Genomic DNA, 19,898 nt, shown 5'->3' with positions numbered 1-19,898 from the left:
ACTGGGAGGAGAACGTCAGGGTGTCGCCGAGGGTGCCGAGCGCGATCGGCGCTTGAGGTCGTGCTCGGCGATGAGCACCGGCCGCTTGGGGTTGGTGATGTCGAGGATGTCGACGTCGGCTTCCTCCACGTTGTCGACGATCACGGCGTAGGCCTTCGCTCCGGCGTCCCACGCGAAGACGCTGTGGATCTCGTTGGCGTCCTTCTTGCCCTCGCCCCTGGCGGTCGTGTCGCCGATGCCCTCGGCGAGCGGCGTCGGGTGGGCCGGGTTGCTGATGTCGTAGAGGTTCAGCCCGCCGAAGCCGGTCTTGTCGTTGCAGGTCTCGTTGTTGGTGATCAGCAGGTCGCCGGTGAAGGCCGGTGTCGTGATGCGGAGCGCCTGCACGCCCTCCCCGGGGTAGCTGCCCTCCTTGGACCCGATGAAGGCGACCTCCTTCGGATTGGCGACGTCGGCGATGTCGACGACGTGCACTCCGTTGTACTTGCAGGTCACGACGCCCCAGGCCGCGAGGTAGGCGTAGTTGCCGAGCACCCCGACGTCGGCGATCTTCTCCGGCACGACGTTCTTGAGCGTGAGCTTGCTGACCACGTCGACGTTGGCGTTGCTCGGGGGCAGGTGGCCTTCGGTGTTGCCGTGCTGGTGGGCGTCGCGGGGGCCGTCAGAGACGTGCTGGCTGCCGTCGGACACGGCTTCCGGGTGGGCCGACACCTGAGTGGCCACGGTGGCCAACCCGGCGAAGGCGAGGCCCAGGGCGGTCAGGCCCCTGGCGAGCGGACGGGACAACTGGGTCGACAGCGCTGCGGACATGACGGACCTCCCCCTTGGGGCCCACCGGTGCGGTGAACCCGCCGGCCCGGCGAGGAGCCGACAGGGTGAGCCTAGAAGCCCTGGATCGTCCTGAGAAGTACCTATTTCGGGTGATTTGTGGAGCAGCGGTCGTTAGACCTTTCGGAGCACCGTCACGACGCGCCCGAGGATCTCCGCGTGGTCGCCGTCGATCGGGGCGAAGGCGGCGTTGTGGGGCATCAGCCAGACCTTGCCGTCGCGCTTGCGGAACGTCTTGACCGTCGCCTCGCCGTCGATCATGGCCGCGACGATGTCGCCGTTGACCGCGGTCGGCTGCTGACGCACGACGACCCAGTCGCCGTCGGCGATCGCGGCGTCGATCATCGACTCGCCGACGACCCGCAGCATGAACAGGGTGCCCTCGCCGACGAGCTCGCGGGGGAGCGGGAAGACCTCCTCGACCCGCTGCTCGGCGAGGATCGGGCCACCGGCGGCGATCCGGCCCACGACCGGGACGTAGGCCGGGGTCGGGAAGGTCTCGCGGCGCGCCAGCTCGTCGTCCTCGACCTGCTGGACGACCTCGCCCGCGGTGCGGACGTCGACCGCGCGCGGCTTGGCGGCGTCACGGCGCAGGAAGCCCTTCTCCTGCAGCTGCTTGAGCTGGTAGGCGACGCTGCTCGTGCTGGTCAGGCCGACGACCTCGCCGATCTCGCGGATCGTGGGCGGGTAGCCGACGGTCGCGACGGAGTGCCGGATGCACTCGAGGATCTTGCGCTGCCGGGTGGTCAGGCCGGCCTCGTCGGGCGGGCCGTCGGGCAGCTCCCGGACGTTGTCCCTGCTGTCGCTCATCGGCGTCTCCTTCGAACGGGGCGAACGGGTTCAGGCGGCCCTTCGACCGTGTGATCGAAGGCGACCGTAGCCCATCAGGAGCCCCTCCGAGCGTGAAATCACACAACCGTTCGACGTGTTGTGGAAATTGTCGGAGCGGTGGGGTACAACTTCGCCAGGGCGTTCGATCGAACGCGCTAGCGAATGCAGGGAGAGAGACCATGACCGAGTACGCCGACTTTGGTGCCCCTGTCGGTGCGCGCACCGGCCTGCCCGCGCGCCGGTTGGCCGGTCCCGCGGGGACCCGGTTGACCCGCCGCGGCCGGCTCGTCGTGGTGGTCCTCGCCGCCGGGCTGCTGCTCGCGGCCTTCTCCCTGGGCCGCGTCGACTCCCAGGCCGCCGTGCCCTCCGACCGGGCCGCGCAGGCCGCGCTGACGCAGACCGTCGTCATGCCCGGCGACACGCTCTGGTCCATCGCGCAGGACCTCGCCCCCGACAACGACCCGCGCGAGGTCGTCGCCGCGATCCGCGCGCTCAACGACCTGGCCGGCGGGCTCGTCGCCGGCCAGCAGCTGCTCCTGCCGGCCGTCGCCTGAAGGATCAGGCAGCAGCGGGGAGCGGGCGGGCCACCGGCTCGGTGACCGCGGCCGGCACCGGGCGGAAGCGGGAGGCCAGCCGCAGGGCAGGCGCCTCGACGAGCCGCCACGACACGATCGCGCACAGCAGCGAGCCGCCGACTCCGAGCGGTACGCCGACCCAGACCGGCAGCGGGTGGGTCCAGGTGGCCCACAGGTAGTGCCACAGGTAGATGCCGTAGGAGCGCTTGCCGAGCCAGGTCAGGACGCGCAGCGACAGGAACCGCGAGACCACGGCCCGCGGCCGCTGCGCGAGGACGGGCACGAGCGCGGAGACCGCGAGCGCGAGCACCAGCGTGCCGACCTTCGCGCGGACCTCGAACCAGGTCATGAAGACCCACCACCACACCATCACCGCGAAGCCGAGCCAGGCCAGCGCGGGCTGCCAGCGGGGCAGGCCGAGCCCGAGCCCGGCGCGGCGGTGCCACACGACGGCCGCGGTCGCGCCGCCGAGCAGCGCAACGGCGCGCACGTCGGTGCCGAAGTAGATGCGGTCCATGTCGCCGGCGGACGGGTCGAAGTAGAGGAACGGGAGTACGGCGGAGACCGCCCCCAGCGCGAGGAGCGGCCAGTGCCGGCGCACCGCGGGCAGCCGCACGAGCAGCAGCACCGCGAGCGGCCACAGCAGGTAGAACTGCTCCTCGACCCCGAGCGACCACAGGTGCGGGATGGGCGCGGCGCCCTCGCCGAAGGCGTGCTGCCAGTTGAGGACGTAGGCCAGCGCGAGCCCGACGTCACGCAGCGCCCCGCTCACGTCCACGGCACTGCCGACGTCGTCGCCCTCGGGGCTGGCCGCGAACCAGGTCGTGTCGTGGAACGCGAGCAGCATCAGCGTCCAGACCCCGAGCATGAGGAACAGCGCCGGGAGCAGGCGCAGGGACCGGCGGGCCCAGAAGCGGCCGAGCTGCAGCCGGCCGTGGACCCGCAGCTCATCGAGCAGCAGCGCGGTGATGAGGAAGCCCGACAGCGCGAAGAAGACGTCCACGGCGGCGGAGCCGCCCGGCAGCGTGCGGCTGTCGCCCCGCGTGAAGTGGTAGACGACGATCGCGACCAGTGCGAAGCCGCGCAGGCCGTCGAGCGCGGGGGAGTGGCCGAGCAGGCCGCGGACCGCGCGGCGGCGCGGATCGAGCGCGGTCGGCCGGGTCGGCCGGGTTGGCCGGGTCGGCCGGGTTGGCCGGGTCGTCGTGGCGGTCGTCACCTTCACAGCACTGCCCGCTTCGAGCGCGGTGGAGACGTGACCTGGCTCTCCGTCACCTCCGGGACAGCACTGACTAGACCTTTCGCCACCTGTGGCCCAGACTTGGAGAAACCTGCACAACAGGCCCACGGCGTGGTGACTTCCACAAGCCGCGTCCTCGCACCTCAGGCCTGACCGGTCAGCCCACGCGCCCACCCAGCGCTCCCGACACGCCTCTGGAGCACTCGATGACCCGCGTGGCGCCCGTCCTCGCCGCTGCAGCCCTGCTCGGCCCGGCCCTCCTGCCCGGCCTGCTGCCGAGCGCGACCGCCGGACCCGCCACGCTCAGCACGGTCATCGTGACGCTCGCGCCGACCTCCCCCGCGCCGGCTGCGGTCGCCGCGCTCACCGCGCCGATCACGGGACCGCTCGGCGGCCGGGTCACCCACGTCTACACCGCCGCGCTGCGCGGCGTCGCCGTCACGGTGCCCACGGCCGCGCTCGGCACCGCCGTCCCGGCGCTGCGCCGGCTTCCGGGCGTGACCGCCGTCGAGCGCAGCCGCCCGGTCGCGGTCCAGGGCACCCAGCGGCCGACCCCCTCGTACGGCCTGGACCGCATCGACCAGCGGGCCCTGCCGCTGAGCCGCACGTTCCGCTACGCCCGCACCGGGGCGGGCGTCACCGCCTACGTCGTCGACACCGGCGTCAACCTCGGCCACCGCGACCTCGCCGGCCGGGTCGCCAGCGGTCTCGACGTGATCGACGGGGGCCGGGCCGACGACTGCAACGGCCACGGCACGCACGTCGCGGGGACCCTCGCGGGCACGTCGTACGGCGTGGCGAAGCGGGCGAAGGTCGTCGCGGTCCGCGTGCTGGACTGCGAGGGCTCCGGCGAGACCGCAGGCGTGATCGCCGGCCTCGACTGGGTCGTGCGGCACCACGCGCCGGGCGTCCCCGCCGTCGCGAACCTCTCCCTCGGTGGCGGCGCGAGCGCCGCGCTCGACAAGGCCGTCGAGCGGGTCATCGCCGACGGGGTCACCGTGGCTCTGGCCGCCGGCAACGAGGGTGGGCTGCTCGGGTCGCTCACCGGTGCGCAGGACGCCTGCTCCAGCTCGCCCGGCCGGGTCGCGGCCGCGCTCACCGTCGGGGCGACCGACGCCGACGACGCGCGGGCGTCGTACTCCTCGATCGGTCGGTGCCTCGACCTGTTCGCGCCCGGCACCGACATCGTCTCGGCCTGGATCGGCTCGCCGACCGCCGCGGCGACGCTGAGCGGCACCTCGATGGCGACGCCGCACGTCGCGGGCGTCGCGGCGCTGGTGCTCGAGCGCAGCCCGAAGGCGACCCCCGCGCAGGTCGGGGCCGCGGTGCTGAGAGGCTCTACCCCTGGGGTCGTCGACAGCCCCGGATCGGGTTCGCCCAGCCGGCTGGTCTTCAGCGGCGCATAGGGCGACCCCCCGAAGCGGTGGACGGGCTGGGTCCTGCTGGGTGGTCCCGGCCCGTTCACCTTCGGCGGCCGTGCGGTAGGGGCAAGCGGCACCCCGCGACGGCGCCCACGAGCGCGGGCGCGAGGCGGTGAGGTGGAACGCGTTGCAGGAGTGTTGCCCTGGCGTGGCGAAGACCCACCACGCACGGACCGGCGCACCGACCCCCCGCGGAGCCCTCCATGCGCGTCCTGTCCCGCCGACCTGCCCTGTTGCTCGCCGCCTTCCTTACCGCAGGCCTCGCCGTGCCGGTGTCGCAGGCAGCAGCCCCCAGCAAGGCCCCGCGCTACGACGCCACCGTCCGCTACACCGAGTTCGGCATCCCGCACGTCGAGGCGCGCGACTGGGGCAGCCTCGGCTTCGGCTACGCCCAGGCGCTCGCCCAGCAGGCGATCTGCACGCTGGCCGACACCTACACGACGGTGCGCGCGCAGCGGTCGCGCTTCTTCGGCCCCGACGCCAGCTACGTCTTTCGCGGCAACGGCGCGACCGTCAACAACCTCAACAGCGACTTCTTCTTCCAGCAGATCATCGACGCGCGCACCGTCGAGACGCTGCTCGCGCAGAAGGGCCCGGGGGCGCCGCGCCCGGAGGTCCGCGAGACCGTCCGCGGCTACGTCGCCGGCTACAACGCCTGGCTGAAGAGCGTCGGCGGCAGCAAGGGCGTGCCGGACCCGACCTGCCGCGGCAAGGCCTACGTCACGCCGATCACCGAGATCGACGCCTACCGCCGCTTCTACCAGCTCGCGCTGCTCGCGAGCGGTGGCGTCGCGATCGACGGCATCGGGGCCGCGCAGCCGCCGCACCCGAGCGCACCCGTCCCGTCGGTCGACGCCGAGCAGATGACTGCGCAGATGGCCGAGGGCCTCGCCAACGAGTTCAAGGGCCTCGCGATCGGCTCCAACGCGGTCGCGCTCGGCAGCGAGTCGACCCAGAACCGCCGGGGCCTGCTGCTCGGCAACCCGCACTTCCCGTGGCTCGGCTCGGAGCGGTTCTTCCAGGCCCACCTGACGATCCCCGGCACGGTCGACGTCGCGGGCGGGTCACTGCTCGGCGTGCCGATCGTGCTCATCGGCCACACCGCGACCCAGGCCTGGTCGCACACGGTCTCCACGTCGTACCGCTTCACGCCCTTCCAGTACCAGCTGGTCCCCGGGTCGCCGACCACCTACCTCTACGACGGCACCCCCCGGAAGATGACGTCGCGGACGATGAAGGTCCAGGCGCTCGTGAACGGCACGCTGGAGACCCGCGAGCGGACCCTGTGGTCGACCCACCACGGCCCGGTCCTCACCAGCCTGCTCGGCCTGCCGGTCTTCCCGTGGACCCCCGCGACCGCCTTCGCGATGGGTGACGCCAACGCGCCGAACTTCCGCTACCTCAACCACTTCTTCGAGGTCAACCAGGCCAGGAGCGCCCCCGAGGTCCTGCAGGTCCTCACGCGCAACCAGGGCATCCCGTGGGTCAACACGATCGCGGCCGACGACCAGGGCAACGCGCTCTACGCCGACATCTCCGTCACGCCCCACGTCACCAACGCGAAGGTCCAGACCTGCGCGACCGCGGCCGGCCAGGCGACCTTCGCGGCGCTGCGGCTGCCGGTCCTCGACGGCTCGCGCTCCGCCTGCGAGTGGGGCACCGACCCCGACGCGGTCCAGAAGGGCACCTTCGGGCCGGGCAACATGCCCGCGCTGCTGCGCAAGGACTACGTCACCAACTCCAACGACAGCTACTGGCTGGCCAACCCCGAGCAGCCGCTCGAGGGCTTCGCGACGATCATCGGTGACGAGCGCGCCGAGCGGACCCTGCGCACCCGCGCCGGCCTGGTCTACGTCCAGGAGGGCCTCGCCAACGGCGGCCGCTTCACCCGCCAGGAGCTGCAGGACCTGCTGTTCTCCTCCCGCCAGCACGCCGCGGAGGTCGTCGGTGACGACGTCGTCGCGATGTGCAAGGCCTTCCCGGGCGGCTTCGCTCCGTCGGAGAAGGGCCCGGTCGCGGTCGGCAAGGCCTGCGACGTCCTCGCGGCGTGGGATCGTCGCGACGGCGTGGCGTCCAAGGGCGCCGTGCTGTTCCGCCGGTTCTGGTCGCGAGTGACCTCGGTGCCCGTCGGCCTGCAGTCCGCGCGCCAGCAGACCGCGCTGTGGCGCACCCCCTTCGACCCCGCAGACGCGGTGCGCACCCCGCGCGGGCTCAACACGGCGCTGCCGACCGTGCAGAGGGCCTTCGGCGATGCGCTCAACGACCTCGCCGGCGCCGGGATCAAGGTCGACGACCCGCTGGGCATGTGGCAGGTCGACGTCCGCCCGGACGGCACCCGCACGCCCTACCACGGCGGCCCTGGCGGGCTCGGCGTCTTCAACGCGATGGCCGCCCCGTGGAGCGCGGACAAGGGCTACCAGGGCCCGCTCGCGCACGGCTCGTCCTACATCCAGACCGTCGGCTTCGACGGTGACGGCTGCCCGGACGCCAAGACGATCCTCACCTACTCGCAGTCGACCAACCCGACCTCGAAGCACTACGCCGACCAGACCCGGCTCTACGCCAAGGGCGGCTGGGTGACCGACCGCTTCTGCGCCGCCGACGTCCGGTCCGCCACGGTGCGGACCCTGCGCGTGCGGGGCTGACCGGCAGGAATCCGGGCCCTGGTGGCGAACACCCCCTCATGACCCTTCGTACGACTGCCCGTCGCTCGTCCGCCCTGCGCCTGCTGACCGCCACCGCGGTCGTCGCCGGGCTCGCCGTCGTCGCGCCCGCCGGTGCCGCGCCGGTGAGCAACGACGCCACCTGGACCGAGGCGTGGATCCCGTCCGGCGACGGCACGATGCTGCACGCCGACGTGATGCTCCCGAAGGAGCGCAAGGACGGCCAGAAGCACCCGATGATCCTGTCGATCGGTCCCTACTTCGGCTCCGGCAGCCAGGGCGCGCCGGCCTACGACCCGATGGGCGAGGGTCCGAGCGACCGCTTCAACGACCTCGTCGAGCAGGGCGAGATCTTCCAGAAGGGCTACGGCCTGATCTACGTCGACAGCCGGGGCTACGGCAGCAGCGGTGGCTGCAACGACCTCGGTGGCCCGGGCGAGCAGTCCGACACCAAGGCCGCTGTCGAGTGGGCCGCGAAGCAGACCTTCTCCAACGGCAAGGTCGGCATGTGGGGCAAGAGCTACGACGCCTGGACGCAGGTCATGGCGCTGTCGCAGAAGCCGAAGGGCCTGGCCGCGACGGTGATCCAGTCGCCGCTCATCGACGGCTACCGCCTCGCCTTCGAGAACGGCGTCCACTGGTCCGCGACCTGGTACGTCACGCCCACCCTCTACACCGACTACGACCTCACTCCGCCGACCCTCAACGACTCGCCCGAGGAGTTCGTCCAGGCGCTGTCCGGTACGGCCACGAACCCGCAGTGCTACGTCAGCAACACCTTGGAGACCGTCAACCCGGACCCGACCACGGCGTACTGGAAGGCCCGCAACATCATCAAGGCCGCGGGCGAGTCGAAGGTCCCGTCGCTGTGGTCGTTCGGCTTCAACGACGTGAACACCAAGCCGACCAACATCTTCCCGGTCTACAGCGCGCTGAAGGGCCCGAAGCGGGCCTGGTTCGGGCAGTGGGACCACGTCCGTGGCAACGAGGACCAGCTCGTCGGCCGTGAGGGCTTCATGGCCGAGGCCATGAACTGGTTCGACCACTACCTCAAGGGCAAGCCGCTCAACAAGAAGCTCCCGGCCGTGGAGATGCAGGACGGCGACGGTGCGTGGCGCTCCGAGAAGGCCTGGCCGCCGAAGGACGCGGTCATGCGCAAGTTCCCGCTGCTGCCCGGCTCCTACCTCGACACGCCGGCCGACCCGGCGGGTGGCTTGAGCCCCGCCGCCAACCGCGCGTCGACCCCGCGCGGCGGCACCTGGACGGTCTCGCAGCCCGCACCGCACGACACCCGCATCGCCGGCCTGATGAAGTTCGACGGTCGCGTCGGTGTGCAGAACCCCGCGGGCGGCAACCTCGTCGCGCTGGTCTTCGACGTCGCCCCCGACGGCAGTAGCCGCCTGATCACGCGTGGCGCGAGCGCGGTCACCAACGCCAACGACGGCGTCGTGTCCTTCGTGACCTGGCCGCAGGACTGGCTGCTCCCCAAGGGCCACCGCATCGCCGTGCAGGTCAGCTCCGACGACGCCACCGTCTACAGCCCGACCCACAAGCCGGGCACGATCACCCTTGACCAGGCGACGCTGTCGATCCCGATCCTCACCGGCAAGCGCACGAGCAACCTCGAGGGCGACAACGCCAGCGCCGCGGCGCGCAACCCCACGCCGACACTGACGACCGAGCTCGAGGGTCGCGCGTCCAAGGCCGACTTCGGCCCGAAGCCGAAGTAGCGCTCAGGCCGGGCTGCTCGTGAGGCAGCCGGCCTTGCGGCCGAGCCTCGCCAGGCCGGCGAGGTCGCCGCGCTGCCAGGTCGCGACCGCGCTCGCCGAGCCCCTGCCGTACATCACCTGCGGCAGGGCCCGGGCGTGCCCGAGACCGACCGCGTGACCGAGCTCGTGCAGGTAGACCGCGCCCTGGGTGTTGCCGGTGCCGAACCCGCGCGGCTTCTTGGCGAGGTCGACGCGGTCGAGCAGGACGTAGCCCTTGCCGATCTGCCAGCGGCCGTCGGTGTGCCAGCGCAGCTGCGCACCGCCGTCACCGACGACGGTGCCGCCGAGGGCCGGGCGCTGCTGCGCGGTGGCGTAGCCGATGACGAGGTCGGTCGTGCCCCAGCCGAGGAACGTCTTGCCGTCGGGCAGGATCGACGTGCGGCCGTCCCGGACGAAGACCAGGCCGGTCGCGGCGCTGATGCGGCGCAGGGCCTCCTCGATGTGCTGGCCGCCGTCGACCGGCGCACCGGTCGCGTTGACGCGCCAGTGGATCGCGCGGCAGGGGTTCCAGCGGGCCGGGCTGCCGTCCTTCTGGTTGGTCGCGAGGAAGCTGTAGTCGGTCGGGCTGCCGGCGACCGCGGTGACGGCGGCCCCGGCGCTGTCCGTGCCGGTCGTGCTGTGGACCAGCGGGGCCACGAACAGGGCCAGGGCGGCCAGGGCGGCGGGGCGGAGGGGGAGGCGCATGGCTCCTGTGTCGGTCCCGCGGGGCCCCGGCTTGTGGTAAATCCGGTACAACCACCCGCAATGACCATCAGGATCCCCCATCGGGACGGGGCCGACAGGGTGACGCCCAGGGCGAACGGATCAGCGGTAGGGCTCGACCGTCAGCACCACGGCTGTCCCCGGCCGGACCTCCTCGCCCGCGGGCGGGTCCTGCGCGACGACGGTGCCCAGCCCGGCGAACGGCGCCGGCAGCCCGCGCCCGTCGAGGACCGTCTTGGCATCGAGCACGTCGAGCCCGGTGACGTCGGGGACGCGCACCTCCACGACGGCAGGCGAGCGGCTCCCCGTGACGAGCAGCGCCGCGACGGCGACGGCGACCAGGGCCGACGGCACGCCGATGAGCACCCGCGGATCGCGCAGTCGCGGGTGCTCCCACCAGCGGGTCGGGGAGGGTTCCCACGAGGCGGTCACGAACGACGAGCCCACGGCGTACGACGGGATCGTCGGCTCGGGCTCGGGCTCCGCGTGCGGGGCCGGTGGCTGCGGCTGCGACGGGAGGTGCCGGCTCGCGAGCGGGTCGGGTGCGACCACGGGTGTGCGGGTCACCGGCGGCGGCGGGATCATCGCGCGGCTCTGCCGGATCGCCGGCAGCTCGGGCCGCGGCTGCACCGGGGAGGTGAAGGGGATCCCGCATATCGGGCAGCGCTCTGCTCCCTCGGCGACGGTGGCCAGGCAGGCCGGGCAGGTGCTCACCGTGATCTCGTCGGCGCGTCCGGGGCCAAGGTGTAGGGCTCACCGTGGCGACAGGTCTCACTGTCGAGTAATCTGATCTGCTGGTGTACCCGTTTTGTGCGCACCTGTCCGTGGGTCACCCTCGAGGTGGCCGGTCGTGGGAGACGCTGTGACCGGATTTGTCTGCCTCGCCTGCCCCGAGCCGGCTGTCGAGGGCGGCTACTACTGCGCGGCGTGCCTCGCCCTCGGTCGCACCATGCGCGCGAGCGCGGCCGGAACGCGCTCGGTCGTGCAGGTCGTGTGCCCGGGCTGTGCGGGCTCGAGCCCGGCGTTCACCGACGTGGACCGTGCCGCCTGCCTGCACTGCTTCATGGTCCTCGACCTCACCGCCGTGGCCGCCCCGGCGCAGCGACGCCCGGGGGGTGGCGCTGGGGGTGGCTCAACTGAGCGGGCGTCGCGCACGGTGACCACACTCCTGCCGGGCGCCTAGCACTACTGCGCGCCCCCGGTGCGGTCGTGCCCTGGGCGGCACGGTCAGGCGCGGCTCATCGGGTGACGGTCAGCCGGTCTTCCACCAGCGTCGCTTCCCGCCACTCTCGCCGTCGCCGTCGCCGTCGCCGTCGCCGTCGCCGTCAGCGCCGGGCGCAGGTGGTGCGGCGTGCAGTGCGGGCGGCGCCGCTGGGGCCACTGCGGGCAGTGGCGCGGGCGCCGAGGCAAGGACCGCAGGGAGCTGGGGGCCCGGCTGGCCGGTCGGCTCGCTCGGGTCGGTGGCGGGCTGCGCCAGGGCCGGCTGGGTGGGTGCTGCGGTCCCCGGGATCGCAGCGGTAGGGCTCGGTCCAGCGGCCGGTCCTGCGGCCGGTCCAGAGGCCGCTGTCGCGGTGTCCGGCGAGACCGGCCGGACGACCTTGCGGACGACCTTCTTCTTGCGCACCGGGGCGGGCGGGTCGGGCATGAGGCCCGGGATCACACCAGGCTCGACCAGAGGCGGCAGCGGTGCCTTGCTCTGGCCGGGCATCCCGTGGTTGTCGCCGAGGAAGCGGCGCGCCGGTGGTACGCCGGTCGGGCCGGTCGGCGGGAGCAGCGCGGCCTGCGACGCGAGCGTCGCAGCGACGGTGGCCGCGATCTGGGCCACGATCTCGGGCGAGAGCTGCGCGCTGGCCGTCGCGGGAAGATGCGCGAGCACGGCCGCCACATCGGCGGGCACGTCGGTCACCGGCGCGGCGGCCGCAGGCGCGGGCGCGGCGGCGGGCGCCGCGACAGGAGCCGCATCAGGAGCGGCATCAGGAGCGGCAGCGGCAAGGGGTGCTGCCGCAGCGGGCACCGGGACAGGGGGTGCCGCGGCAGGGGGTGCCGCGACGGCGGGTTCTGCGGCAGCAGGTTCCGCGGTCGGTAGTGCAGAGACGGGGAGCTCGACGACGGGGAGTGCGGCGACAGGCGGTTCCGAGACGGGGAGCTCAGCGACTGCGGGGTGCGCAGGCGGGGGTGCCGCGATCGGCGCGGGAGCGAGGAAGGGGGCCGGCGCGTCCGCGACGGCGTGGTTGGTCGGCTCGGACGGTGCGAACTCGGGGGAGGCCGCGGGGGAGAAGGCGGCCAGCAGGCGGGAGGTGAGGGCGGGCGGCACGAGCTCGGCGGGCTCCGGCGGCAGGTCCTCGTCGGAGGTGGGGTGGACGAAGGCGGCGGCGAGCGCCGCCGCGACCTGCGCCATCTCGTGGTCTTCCGGGAGGGGCTCGGCTCCGGGAGCGATGTCGATGAGGAGCTCGGGCAGCGGCGCGGCCTGCTCCTCGGTGAGCTTCGCGGCGATCTTCGCGGCGATGCCGACTGCGTCGGGGACGTTCGGGTGGACCGGGTCGGGTGCCCCGACGGCGACCGACTCGACGGCGAGGGGCTTCACGGCCGACAGCGCCGCGAGTGAGGACACGACCGAGGGGGGCGACGCGGCGGGTGCGGCGGGCCCGGGTGGCGAGTCGACCGCCTGGGCCGGGATGGCGGGGGTCGAGGCGGCTCCGAACGACATCGGTGGGGTGCGCCGCACCGTGGAGTCGAACACCCGACCGGGGTCGCCGAGCGGGTACTGCTCGAGGGAGGGGTCGGGGCCCGCGACCGGTGGGGTGTCACCGAAGGCGAAGGAGGCGAGCTGGGGTGCCTTGCAGGAGGGACAGCGCTCCGAACCGTCGGGCACGCTGGCCCAGCAGGTCGGACAGGGGCGCATGCCTGCTTCCTCGGCTGGTCTGGAGCAGATCCTTATCACCCGGACGGCCCAGTCTCGCCCGGATGGCCGTAGTCACCCGTTCGGCCCAGTGGCCGATCGGTCGCGGGGCCGGCGGGGTCAGTCCGGGGTGTGCTCGAGCTCCCACGACGCGGACAGGTCCCCTGCGTCGGCCGGGTGGACCTCGACGAGCGCGGTGAGGCCGGTCAGCGCGAAGACCCGGTAGGGCAGCGGCTGCGCACCGGAGACGACCAGCCGGCCTCCGAGGACGCCCATCCGCTTGGCCGCGGTCGCGAGCACGCTCATGCCGGTGCTGTCGCAGAAGTCGACGCCGACCAGGTCGACGTGCAGGACGTCGGGTCCGGCCTTGGTGCCTGTGAGCAGCGCCTCGCGCAGGGCGGGCACGGTGTGCAGGTCGAGGTCACCGGTGACGACAACGGTGGCGACCCGTCCCGAGGCGCTGAGGGCCACGGACGGCTTCGCGGTCATCGCTAGGACCTCAGCTGGTCGAGCAGGCGGCGCAGGAAGGCGCGGCGGGTGTCGGTCACGGCATCGGTGGCGCGCGGCATGAGCAGCTCGCCGGCCGAGCCGAGCCGGTCGGCCTCGTCGAGGGCGTGCATGAAGTCGCGGACTTGCTCGGCGTGCTCGCGGCGGACCGTGACCGTCACGTCGACGGTGGTGCGGCCCTGGCGCACAGCGGCGGCGACCTGGCGGCGGACGTCGCTGCGCAGCTGGTCGAGCGGGAGCGCTTCCTCGAGCAGTCGACCGGCGACGCCGCGCTGCGGGTTGTCGGCGTTGGCCGCGATCAGGGTGAGCTCGCGGAGCACTCCCTCGGTGTGGGCCTCGCTCGCGGCGGCAGCAGCGGTGTCGAGATCGGTGAGGACGGCGCGCACGACCTCCTCGGCGGGGTCCATGTCCAGCTCGTCGCCCCACGACAGCAGCAGCCGGGTCGCCTCGTCGGGGTCGTCGTCCTGCTCGGAGCTCTCGGCGCCCACGACGAACCACACGACCTTGCCCTCGCCGTCGGGGTCGACGCCCCAGCGGTCCGCCACGGCGGACACGAGGAGCAGACCGCGGCCGGTGACGGCGGTGGGGTCCAGCATGCTGAAGGCGGGGCTGAGCGCACTGCCGTCGCGGACCGCGATGCACACGCCCCCGTCGACGAGCCGCACGGTCAAGGAGATGGGCTCGCGGCCGTGGAGCACGGCGTTCGTGACGAGCTCGGTCGCGGCGAGCTCGACGTCCTCGCGGCGGTGCGCGGCGCTCGTCTCGTCCAGTGCGGCGAGCACGAACCGGCGGGCCTCGGGGACCGAGGTGGGCACGGCGTCCAGGTGCAGGACATGCGGTGCGTCAAGGGGGGATGTCAGCGGCTGGTCCCCGCCCTCGCGCGCGTAGCCGCGCGCGGCGTCGTGCTCCATCATCCGTCCTTCCGGTCTCTCCGGCTCCCGCCACGATAGGCACTCGGTCCCGCTCGCGCGAGCCCTGCGCCCCCTTCGGGTCGGCTTCGGTACGTGCTCCTCCACGTCGTACCCGGGGGTCGCTGGGGCCTAACGCGCCATGGCCCAGGTCTCGTCCAGGACAGGACCTCCTGCGCGGCGCCGGGGACCTTCGTCCCTGGTGGCTGTCCCGCGGTGGGGCCACGGTGGTCCTACTGCGACGGCGCTGCCCCTCCGGACGCACCGACCACCGGACCCACCTCAGGGAGATCCTCATGACCCGCACCGCACACGCCCCCCGCACCCTCCTGCGACGCCACATCGACCTCGACGCGTCGAGCCCGGCGCCTGGTGTCGGCCACGCGCCGCACCCGGCCAGCCGCATCACCCGCCTGCTGGGCACCCTCGTCCTCGCCGCGGGTGTGGTCCTGGCCCTCTCCGGCGCCGCGACCTGGACCCTGGTCCAGACCAGCCTCGCCGACGAGCGCATCACCGTCGCGGAGGACGCGAGCTGGTTCGCCGGCCAGGACGTCAACGGCCCGTTCACGGCCTTCAGCCAGGCGCAGACCATCGAGAAGCACGCGCTCGAGTCGAGTGGTGGCAAGACCTACGCCGAGCTCGACCGCAAGGACCCGGTCCGCGCCACGGTGATGAACGGCTCGTTCCTCCGCGCCAGCCTGTTCACGTCGGTGCTGGCCTTCGGTGTCTCCGCGATGGCGATGGGCCTCGGCCTGCTGTTCGTCGTCGTCGGGATCGCCCTGCGGCGTACCGCAGCCAGCGCTCCTGAGGGGGTCCGCGCTCTCTGACCCCGGCGCGGACTGCAGTGCCCCGGCCCCGCACCCCCCGGCGGGTCGGGGCACTGCTTTGCCCGGGACCGGGTGGCGCCGGTGCGGGGATCAGGTGAGCGGGGCCCACCAGCTGAGCTGGGCGCCGCCGGTCTCGCGCTCCTCCAGCAAGCAGCCGCCACCGTGGCGCTGGGCGCGGGCGGTGAGGTTCGCCAGCCCGTTGCCCGAGCCGTCGCCGCTGTCCACGCCGGGGCCGATGCCGTCGTCGCGGACCTCGAGGCGGACCTGGTCGGTGACCTTCACCGTCACCTCGACGTGGCTGGCCTTGGCGTGGCGGGCGACGTTGGACAGCGCCTCGCGCAGGACAGCCAGCAGGTCCTCCGCGACGTCGTCACCGACGGCGGTGTCGACCAGGCCGGACAGTCGCAGGGCCGGCTCGGAGCCGATCACCTCGGCGCCCGCGTCGACGACGTCGAGCAGCCGGGCCCGCAGGCTGGGGCTGCCGGGCGTGACGTCGCGCTGGATCGCGTGGATCGTCGAGCGGATCTCGCGGATCGTCGTGTCGAGGTCGTCGACGGACTCGCGCAGCCGCTCCGCGAGCTCGGGCCGGTCGACCAGCCGGGACAGCCCGTCCAGGCGCATCCCGGTCGCGAACAGCCGCTGGATGACCAGGTCGTGCAGGTCGCGGCCGATCCGCTCGCGGTCCTCGAGCAGGCCGACCTGCTCGGTGTCGCGGCGACGCTGCGCGAGCTCGAGGGCGAGCCCGGCTTGGCTGGCGAACGCGCGCAGCTCGTGGGTGTGCGTGGAGCGCAGCCCTGGCTCGTCGGCCGCGGACGCCACGATGAGCAGCCCGCCGACGGTCGGCAGCGGGACGAGCAGGGCCGACGACACCGGGCAGGCCGACAGGACCTGCGGGACCGCGTCGCCCGAGACGAGCAGCGGCTCGCCGGTCGCGACCACGGCGCCGAGCGGCGTGCCCGCGAGCGACAGGACCACGCCGGCGAGCTCCGGTGGACCGTCGACGACCTCGACGAGCAGGTGACCGGCGGCGACGGGCAAGGCGATGCAGGAGTACGACGCCTCCGCCAGCACACGAGCCCGGGTCGCGACGAGCCGCAGCACCTCCTCCGGCTCGGTGCCCGACAGCAGCGCGGTCGCGACCTCGGCGCCCGCTGCTCGCCAGCGCTCGCGGCGCTGCGCCTCGTCGTACAGCCGGGCGTTGTCGATCGCCACGCCGGCGGCGGTCGCGAGGGTCAGCACGACGGCCTCGTCGCCCTCGTCGAACGCCCGGCCGCCGCGCTTCTCGGTGAGGTAGAGGTTGCCGAAGACCTCGTCGCGCACCCGGACGGGCACGCCGAGGAAGCTGTGCATCGGCGGGTGGTGGGCCGGGAAGCCGTAGGTGGCCGGGTGGGCCGACAGGTCCACCAGGCGCAGCGGGACGGGGTGGCGGATCAGCTCGCCGAGGATGCCCTCGCCGTGGGGGAGCGGGCCGATCCGGGCGCGGGTCTCGTCGTCGATGCCGACCGCGAGGAACTGCGACAGCCCGCCCCAGTCGCCCACGACGCCCAGGGCGCCGTACTCGGCGTCGGACAGCTCCATCGCCGCCTCGACGATGCGTCGCAGCACCACCTGGAGGTCAAGCGCGCTGCCTACCGCCAGGACGGCGTCGAGGAGGGTGCGTTCCACGACCAGACCTTGTCACGGCTTCGGTGCGGCGTCAGGACCTTGGTCCTCCCCGTCCTGCCCGTGCGGCCCTGGTGCGGAGCCGGGCGTCGTCGGAATGTGGGAGCTCCCCTGTACAAGGAGCCCCGCGATGACGCCCGAGCAGCTGCAGACCGCGATGGAGGCGGCCATCCACGCGCCGTCCCTGCACAACTCCCAGCCGTGGCACTTCTCGCTCGACGGTGAGGGCGCGCTGCTCGTGCACGCCGACAGGCGGCGTCAGCTGACCGCCCAGGACGCGGACGGGCGCGAGCTGGCCATCAGCTGCGGCGCGGCCGCCGCGCACGCCCGGACGGCTCTGCGCGGCGAGGGCCACGCGGTGCGGTTGACCATCCGCCCCGATCCCTACGACCTCGACCTGCTGGCGCGCATCCAGGTGATCGGGATCGCCTGGCCGTCGCACGAGGAGCAGCGGCGCGCCGACGCGCTCGCGCTGCGGCGGACCGACCGCACGCCGTTCGCGGACGCACCTCTGCCGGACTCGCTCGTCGAGGAGCTGTGCTCGGCCGCCGAGGTCGACGGGGCCTGGGTGCGGGTGCTCGACCGCGACGACGAGGTGGAGCTCGCGGTGCTGCTGTCCGCGGCCGACGCCCTGCAGCGGCTGGACCTGGCCGTGCAGGAGGACCTGCGGCGCTGGACGCGCGAGGGCATCGGCAGGCCCGACGGTGTGCCGTCGGACCAGCACCACAGGCCTGGCTCGCCGGTCGTGCTGCGCGACTTCGGGCCGCACCTGCCGCACGCCGACGCTGCCTCGGGGGCCGTCCCAGGGGCCGTCACGGACCCGCCGCACGCGGAGCACCCGGTGCTGCTCGTCGTCGGCACCGACGGGGACACCGCGGCCGACTGGGTGCGGGCGGGCGTGGCCCTGTCGGACCTGTGGCTGGCCGCGACGGCCCGCGGCGTCGTGGCCTCACCGCTGAGCCAGGTGATCGAGGTCCCCGCGACGCGGGCCCGGCTGGGCGCCGCGCTGCGCGTCCTCGGTCGTCCTCAGGTGGTGCTGCGCGCCGGCTGGCCGCAGGGCCTCGGGTCGCCGCCCACCGGCAGGCGCGCGGCGCACCTGGTCGAGCCTCCGTCAGCCGGCTGAGGGCCGGTCGCGGCGGGCGCGCTCCTGCTCGGCGACGACTGCGGCCTGGGTGCGGCGCTGGAGGCCGAGCTTGGACAGCAGCGACGAGACGTAGTTCTTGACGGTCTTCTCCGCGAGGTGCAGGTCCTCGCCGATCTGGCGGTTGGTGAGGCCCGCGCCGATGAGGTCGAGGATGCGCCGCTCCTGGTCGGTGAGCGCCGCCAGCGGGTCCTGCTCGGTCGGCCGGCGCAGCCGCTCGAGGACCTGCGTCGTCGTCACGGGGTCGAGCAGGCTGCCGCCGGCGGCGACGGTGCGGACGGCGCCGATCAGGTCGGAGCCGCGGACCTGCTTGAGGACGTAGCCGGACGCCCCCGCGAGGATCGCGCCGAGCAGCGCCTCCTCGTCGGCGAACGACGTGAGCATCAGGCAGGCCAAGTCCGGCATCTTGCTGCGCAGCTCGCGGCAGACCGTGACGCCGTCGCCGTCAGGCAGGCGGACGTCGAGCACCGCCACGTCGGGCTTCAGCGCGGGGACGCGCGCGAGGGCTTCGGCCGCGGTCGACGCCTCGCCGACGACGGTCACGTCGCCGTCCGCCTCGAGCATCTCGGTGACGCCACGGCGCACCATCTCGTGGTCGTCGAGGAGGAAGACCCGGATCGTCACGGCGCCGATGCTCCCACGCGTCGGGGGCCGTGCGGGCTCCGGCCACGGACAGGGGTGCAGGTCAGGGTGGCGATCAGGCAGGTGCCGGCTGCAGGAAGCGCAGCGACCCGGTGAGGTCGCGATCGCCGAGGGCCGTGACGGCAGCGACCACCCGCCCGATCAGCGCGCGGTCCTGCGGGAACGCGCGCGCACCCAGCAGCAGGACGCCGGCATGCGTGCGGTCCGTGGCTCGCCACTGCTGGTCGAGTGCCACGAAGTCCGCGATGTTGAAGGTCACCACGACCCTCCCCTCGGCGGTCGCTGCGGCGAGGACCACGTCGTCGGACGCACCGACGAGCTCGCGCCGGGTGACCACGGCCTCGACGTCGAACCCCCGGTCGCGCAGACCCTGCGCGAGTGCCTCGCCGAGCATCTCGTCGAGCAGCAGCCTCATCAGCGCAGGAGGCTGTCGACCTTGGCCTGCTGGGCCAGGCCGCGCACCTCGAGGTCGTCAGCGTGGGCGATGAGGGCCTCGACCTCGTCGGGGTAGGCGGACCAGTAGCCGACCGCGATGCGCAGGACCGCCGGGGGCAGCCCGGTGTGGGTGGCGAGCATCGCGAGCAGCGCGGTCTCGTCGAGGTCGGGCTCGGCGGCGCGCGCCGACCGCACGGCGCGCACGACCTCCCACACGTCGGGCCCTGCGACCAGGCCGGCCCGCCGCCCGGCCGCACCGTCGCGGAACACCACCCCCGGGTGCTCGTCCATCCGCAAGCCCTCGTCGACGAGCCGGGCAGCGACCGACGACGCCGACAGCCCGGGGTGCCTCGCGACGTACGACGACAGCCGCTGGGTGACGCCGGTCTCGAAGCGGATCGACCTGGGGGTGCTCACAGAGCGACTTTACTACGTCGTAGTCGGTTGTCGTCACGGCTCGGGGTGACGTGTGTGCGCTGGCGAGGTGCACTCGATCGAGTGCCGGTGCTCGTGATCAGGTGCACCTGCACTCCTTCGAGTGCAGCTCTGAGGTGGACAGGGCCCGCCCTGGCGCGGCGCGAGCGGGCGAGCGGCCACGGGGCGGGCGAGCGGCGCGGCGGGAGTGTCGGACCCCGGTGCCAGGGTCGGTTGTGTGCAGAGCCGCGTGGACAACCAGGGCGGGTACGACGGCGCGCGACCGCAGCTGACCCGGACGGCTGACGGCCCGCGACCGAGCCCGGGGCGGCCAGCACCCGGCCTGCTGTCGCGGCGGGGCGCGCGACACGCCGGGCGACACGCCGGGGTGGGCGCGACTTCACGCTCGACGACCTGCGACTTCGCGAAAACTGTCCCGT

At 73.5% G+C, this 19,898-nt stretch carries 19 protein-coding genes; 7 read left to right on the top strand and 12 right to left on the bottom strand.

The genetic code is table 11. The features are described from left to right. Nucleotides 1-15: 15 nt before the first annotated feature. Both Q8R60_07590 and lexA read right to left on the bottom strand, forming a co-directional pair. The gene (locus Q8R60_07590; protein MDP3712330.1) at nucleotides 16-807 is read right to left on the bottom strand and encodes a hypothetical protein; all 792 of its coding nucleotides are present in this window, start codon (nucleotides 805-807) and stop codon (nucleotides 16-18) included. A 132-nt stretch (nucleotides 808-939) separates the two neighbouring features. After that, a complete protein-coding gene (gene lexA / locus Q8R60_07585) occupies nucleotides 940-1,635 on the bottom strand; it encodes a transcriptional repressor LexA (protein MDP3712329.1) in 696 nt (231 codons plus the stop codon). A gap of 200 nt (nucleotides 1,636-1,835) precedes the next feature. Between lexA and Q8R60_07580 the strand changes: the two genes are divergently transcribed. Next, nucleotides 1,836-2,210 (top strand): LysM domain-containing protein, encoded by a 375-nt coding sequence (locus Q8R60_07580; protein MDP3712328.1) that lies wholly within the window; start codon nucleotides 1,836-1,838, stop codon nucleotides 2,208-2,210. Between the two features lie 4 nt (nucleotides 2,211-2,214). Here Q8R60_07580 and Q8R60_07575 read toward each other — a convergent pair whose 3' ends face one another. Next, nucleotides 2,215-3,447, bottom strand: a complete 1,233-nt coding sequence (locus tag Q8R60_07575) for an acyltransferase (protein MDP3712327.1) — start codon at nucleotides 3,445-3,447, stop codon at nucleotides 2,215-2,217. A gap of 227 nt (nucleotides 3,448-3,674) precedes the next feature. Between Q8R60_07575 and Q8R60_07570 the strand changes: the two genes are divergently transcribed. The 3 genes from Q8R60_07570 (at nucleotide 3,675) to Q8R60_07560 (ending at nucleotide 9,282) form a co-directional block, all read left to right on the top strand. Continuing rightward, nucleotides 3,675-4,874, top strand: a complete 1,200-nt coding sequence (locus tag Q8R60_07570) for a S8 family peptidase (GenBank protein MDP3712326.1) — start codon at nucleotides 3,675-3,677, stop codon at nucleotides 4,872-4,874. Nucleotides 4,875-5,092: 218 nt separating this feature from the next. After that, a complete protein-coding gene (locus tag Q8R60_07565; GenBank protein ID MDP3712325.1) occupies nucleotides 5,093-7,534 on the top strand; it encodes a penicillin acylase family protein in 2,442 nt (813 codons plus the stop codon). 38 nt (nucleotides 7,535-7,572) lie between these two features. After that, nucleotides 7,573-9,282 carry a CocE/NonD family hydrolase gene (locus Q8R60_07560; protein ID MDP3712324.1) on the top strand — a complete coding sequence of 570 codons (1,710 nt, stop codon included), beginning with the start codon at nucleotides 7,573-7,575 and terminating at the stop codon, nucleotides 9,280-9,282. A gap of 3 nt (nucleotides 9,283-9,285) precedes the next feature. Here Q8R60_07560 and Q8R60_07555 read toward each other — a convergent pair whose 3' ends face one another. Next, the gene (locus Q8R60_07555) at nucleotides 9,286-10,005 is read right to left on the bottom strand and encodes a matrixin family metalloprotease (GenBank protein MDP3712323.1); all 720 of its coding nucleotides are present in this window, start codon (nucleotides 10,003-10,005) and stop codon (nucleotides 9,286-9,288) included. Nucleotides 10,006-10,125: 120 nt separating this feature from the next. Beyond that, the gene (locus Q8R60_07550; GenBank protein MDP3712322.1) at nucleotides 10,126-10,737 is read right to left on the bottom strand and encodes a PASTA domain-containing protein; all 612 of its coding nucleotides are present in this window, start codon (nucleotides 10,735-10,737) and stop codon (nucleotides 10,126-10,128) included. 136 nt (nucleotides 10,738-10,873) lie between these two features. Here Q8R60_07550 and Q8R60_07545 point away from each other — a divergent pair, with 136 nt between their 5' ends. Beyond that, complete coding sequence (locus Q8R60_07545) at nucleotides 10,874-11,206, top strand: hypothetical protein (GenBank protein ID MDP3712321.1); 333 nt, start codon at nucleotides 10,874-10,876, stop codon at nucleotides 11,204-11,206. 69 nt (nucleotides 11,207-11,275) lie between these two features. Here Q8R60_07545 and Q8R60_07540 read toward each other — a convergent pair whose 3' ends face one another. The 3 genes from Q8R60_07540 to Q8R60_07530 form a co-directional block, all read right to left on the bottom strand. Then, nucleotides 11,276-12,925, bottom strand: coding sequence for a hypothetical protein (locus tag Q8R60_07540; protein MDP3712320.1), 1,650 nt, complete (start codon nucleotides 12,923-12,925; stop codon nucleotides 11,276-11,278). 117 nt (nucleotides 12,926-13,042) lie between these two features. Further along, the gene (locus tag Q8R60_07535) at nucleotides 13,043-13,411 is read right to left on the bottom strand and encodes an STAS domain-containing protein (protein MDP3712319.1); all 369 of its coding nucleotides are present in this window, start codon (nucleotides 13,409-13,411) and stop codon (nucleotides 13,043-13,045) included. A gap of 2 nt (nucleotides 13,412-13,413) precedes the next feature. Further along, nucleotides 13,414-14,340 (bottom strand): ATP-binding protein, encoded by a 927-nt coding sequence (locus tag Q8R60_07530; GenBank protein ID MDP3712318.1) that lies wholly within the window; start codon nucleotides 14,338-14,340, stop codon nucleotides 13,414-13,416. A 293-nt stretch (nucleotides 14,341-14,633) separates the two neighbouring features. On the opposite strand from Q8R60_07530, the gene Q8R60_07525 reads away from it, so the two are divergent. Next, entirely contained in the window at nucleotides 14,634-15,164 is a 531-nt protein-coding gene (locus Q8R60_07525; GenBank protein ID MDP3712317.1) for a hypothetical protein, read from the top strand. Between the two features lie 90 nt (nucleotides 15,165-15,254). Here Q8R60_07525 and Q8R60_07520 read toward each other — a convergent pair whose 3' ends face one another. Next, entirely contained in the window at nucleotides 15,255-16,829 is a 1,575-nt protein-coding gene (locus tag Q8R60_07520) for a GAF domain-containing protein (GenBank protein ID MDP3712316.1), read from the bottom strand. A gap of 127 nt (nucleotides 16,830-16,956) precedes the next feature. Here Q8R60_07520 and Q8R60_07515 point away from each other — a divergent pair, with 127 nt between their 5' ends. Then, on the top strand, nucleotides 16,957-17,949 hold the full coding sequence (locus Q8R60_07515) for a nitroreductase family protein (protein ID MDP3712315.1): 993 nt from the start codon (nucleotides 16,957-16,959) through the stop codon (nucleotides 17,947-17,949). Here Q8R60_07515 and Q8R60_07510 read toward each other — a convergent pair. From Q8R60_07510 to Q8R60_07500, 3 genes are all read right to left on the bottom strand, one after another. Next, complete coding sequence (locus Q8R60_07510; protein MDP3712314.1) at nucleotides 17,938-18,591, bottom strand: response regulator transcription factor; 654 nt, start codon at nucleotides 18,589-18,591, stop codon at nucleotides 17,938-17,940. The genes Q8R60_07515 and Q8R60_07510 overlap by 12 nt on opposite strands. Nucleotides 18,592-18,664: 73 nt before the next feature. After that, a complete protein-coding gene (locus tag Q8R60_07505) occupies nucleotides 18,665-19,024 on the bottom strand; it encodes a DUF5615 family PIN-like protein (protein ID MDP3712313.1) in 360 nt (119 codons plus the stop codon). Beyond that, nucleotides 19,024-19,461, bottom strand: coding sequence for a hypothetical protein (locus Q8R60_07500; GenBank protein ID MDP3712312.1), 438 nt, complete (start codon nucleotides 19,459-19,461; stop codon nucleotides 19,024-19,026). Before Q8R60_07500 ends, Q8R60_07505 begins: the two co-directional genes overlap by 1 nt. Nucleotides 19,462-19,898: the final 437 nt, after the last annotated feature.

Source organism: Mycobacteriales bacterium (genome assembly GCA_030697205.1).
In the GTDB taxonomy this organism is placed as follows: domain Bacteria; phylum Actinomycetota; class Actinomycetes; order Mycobacteriales; family SCTD01; genus JAUYQP01.
The sequence above is the reverse complement of the archived record's forward strand: the minus strand, read 5'-3'. Positions and strand labels throughout refer to the sequence as shown.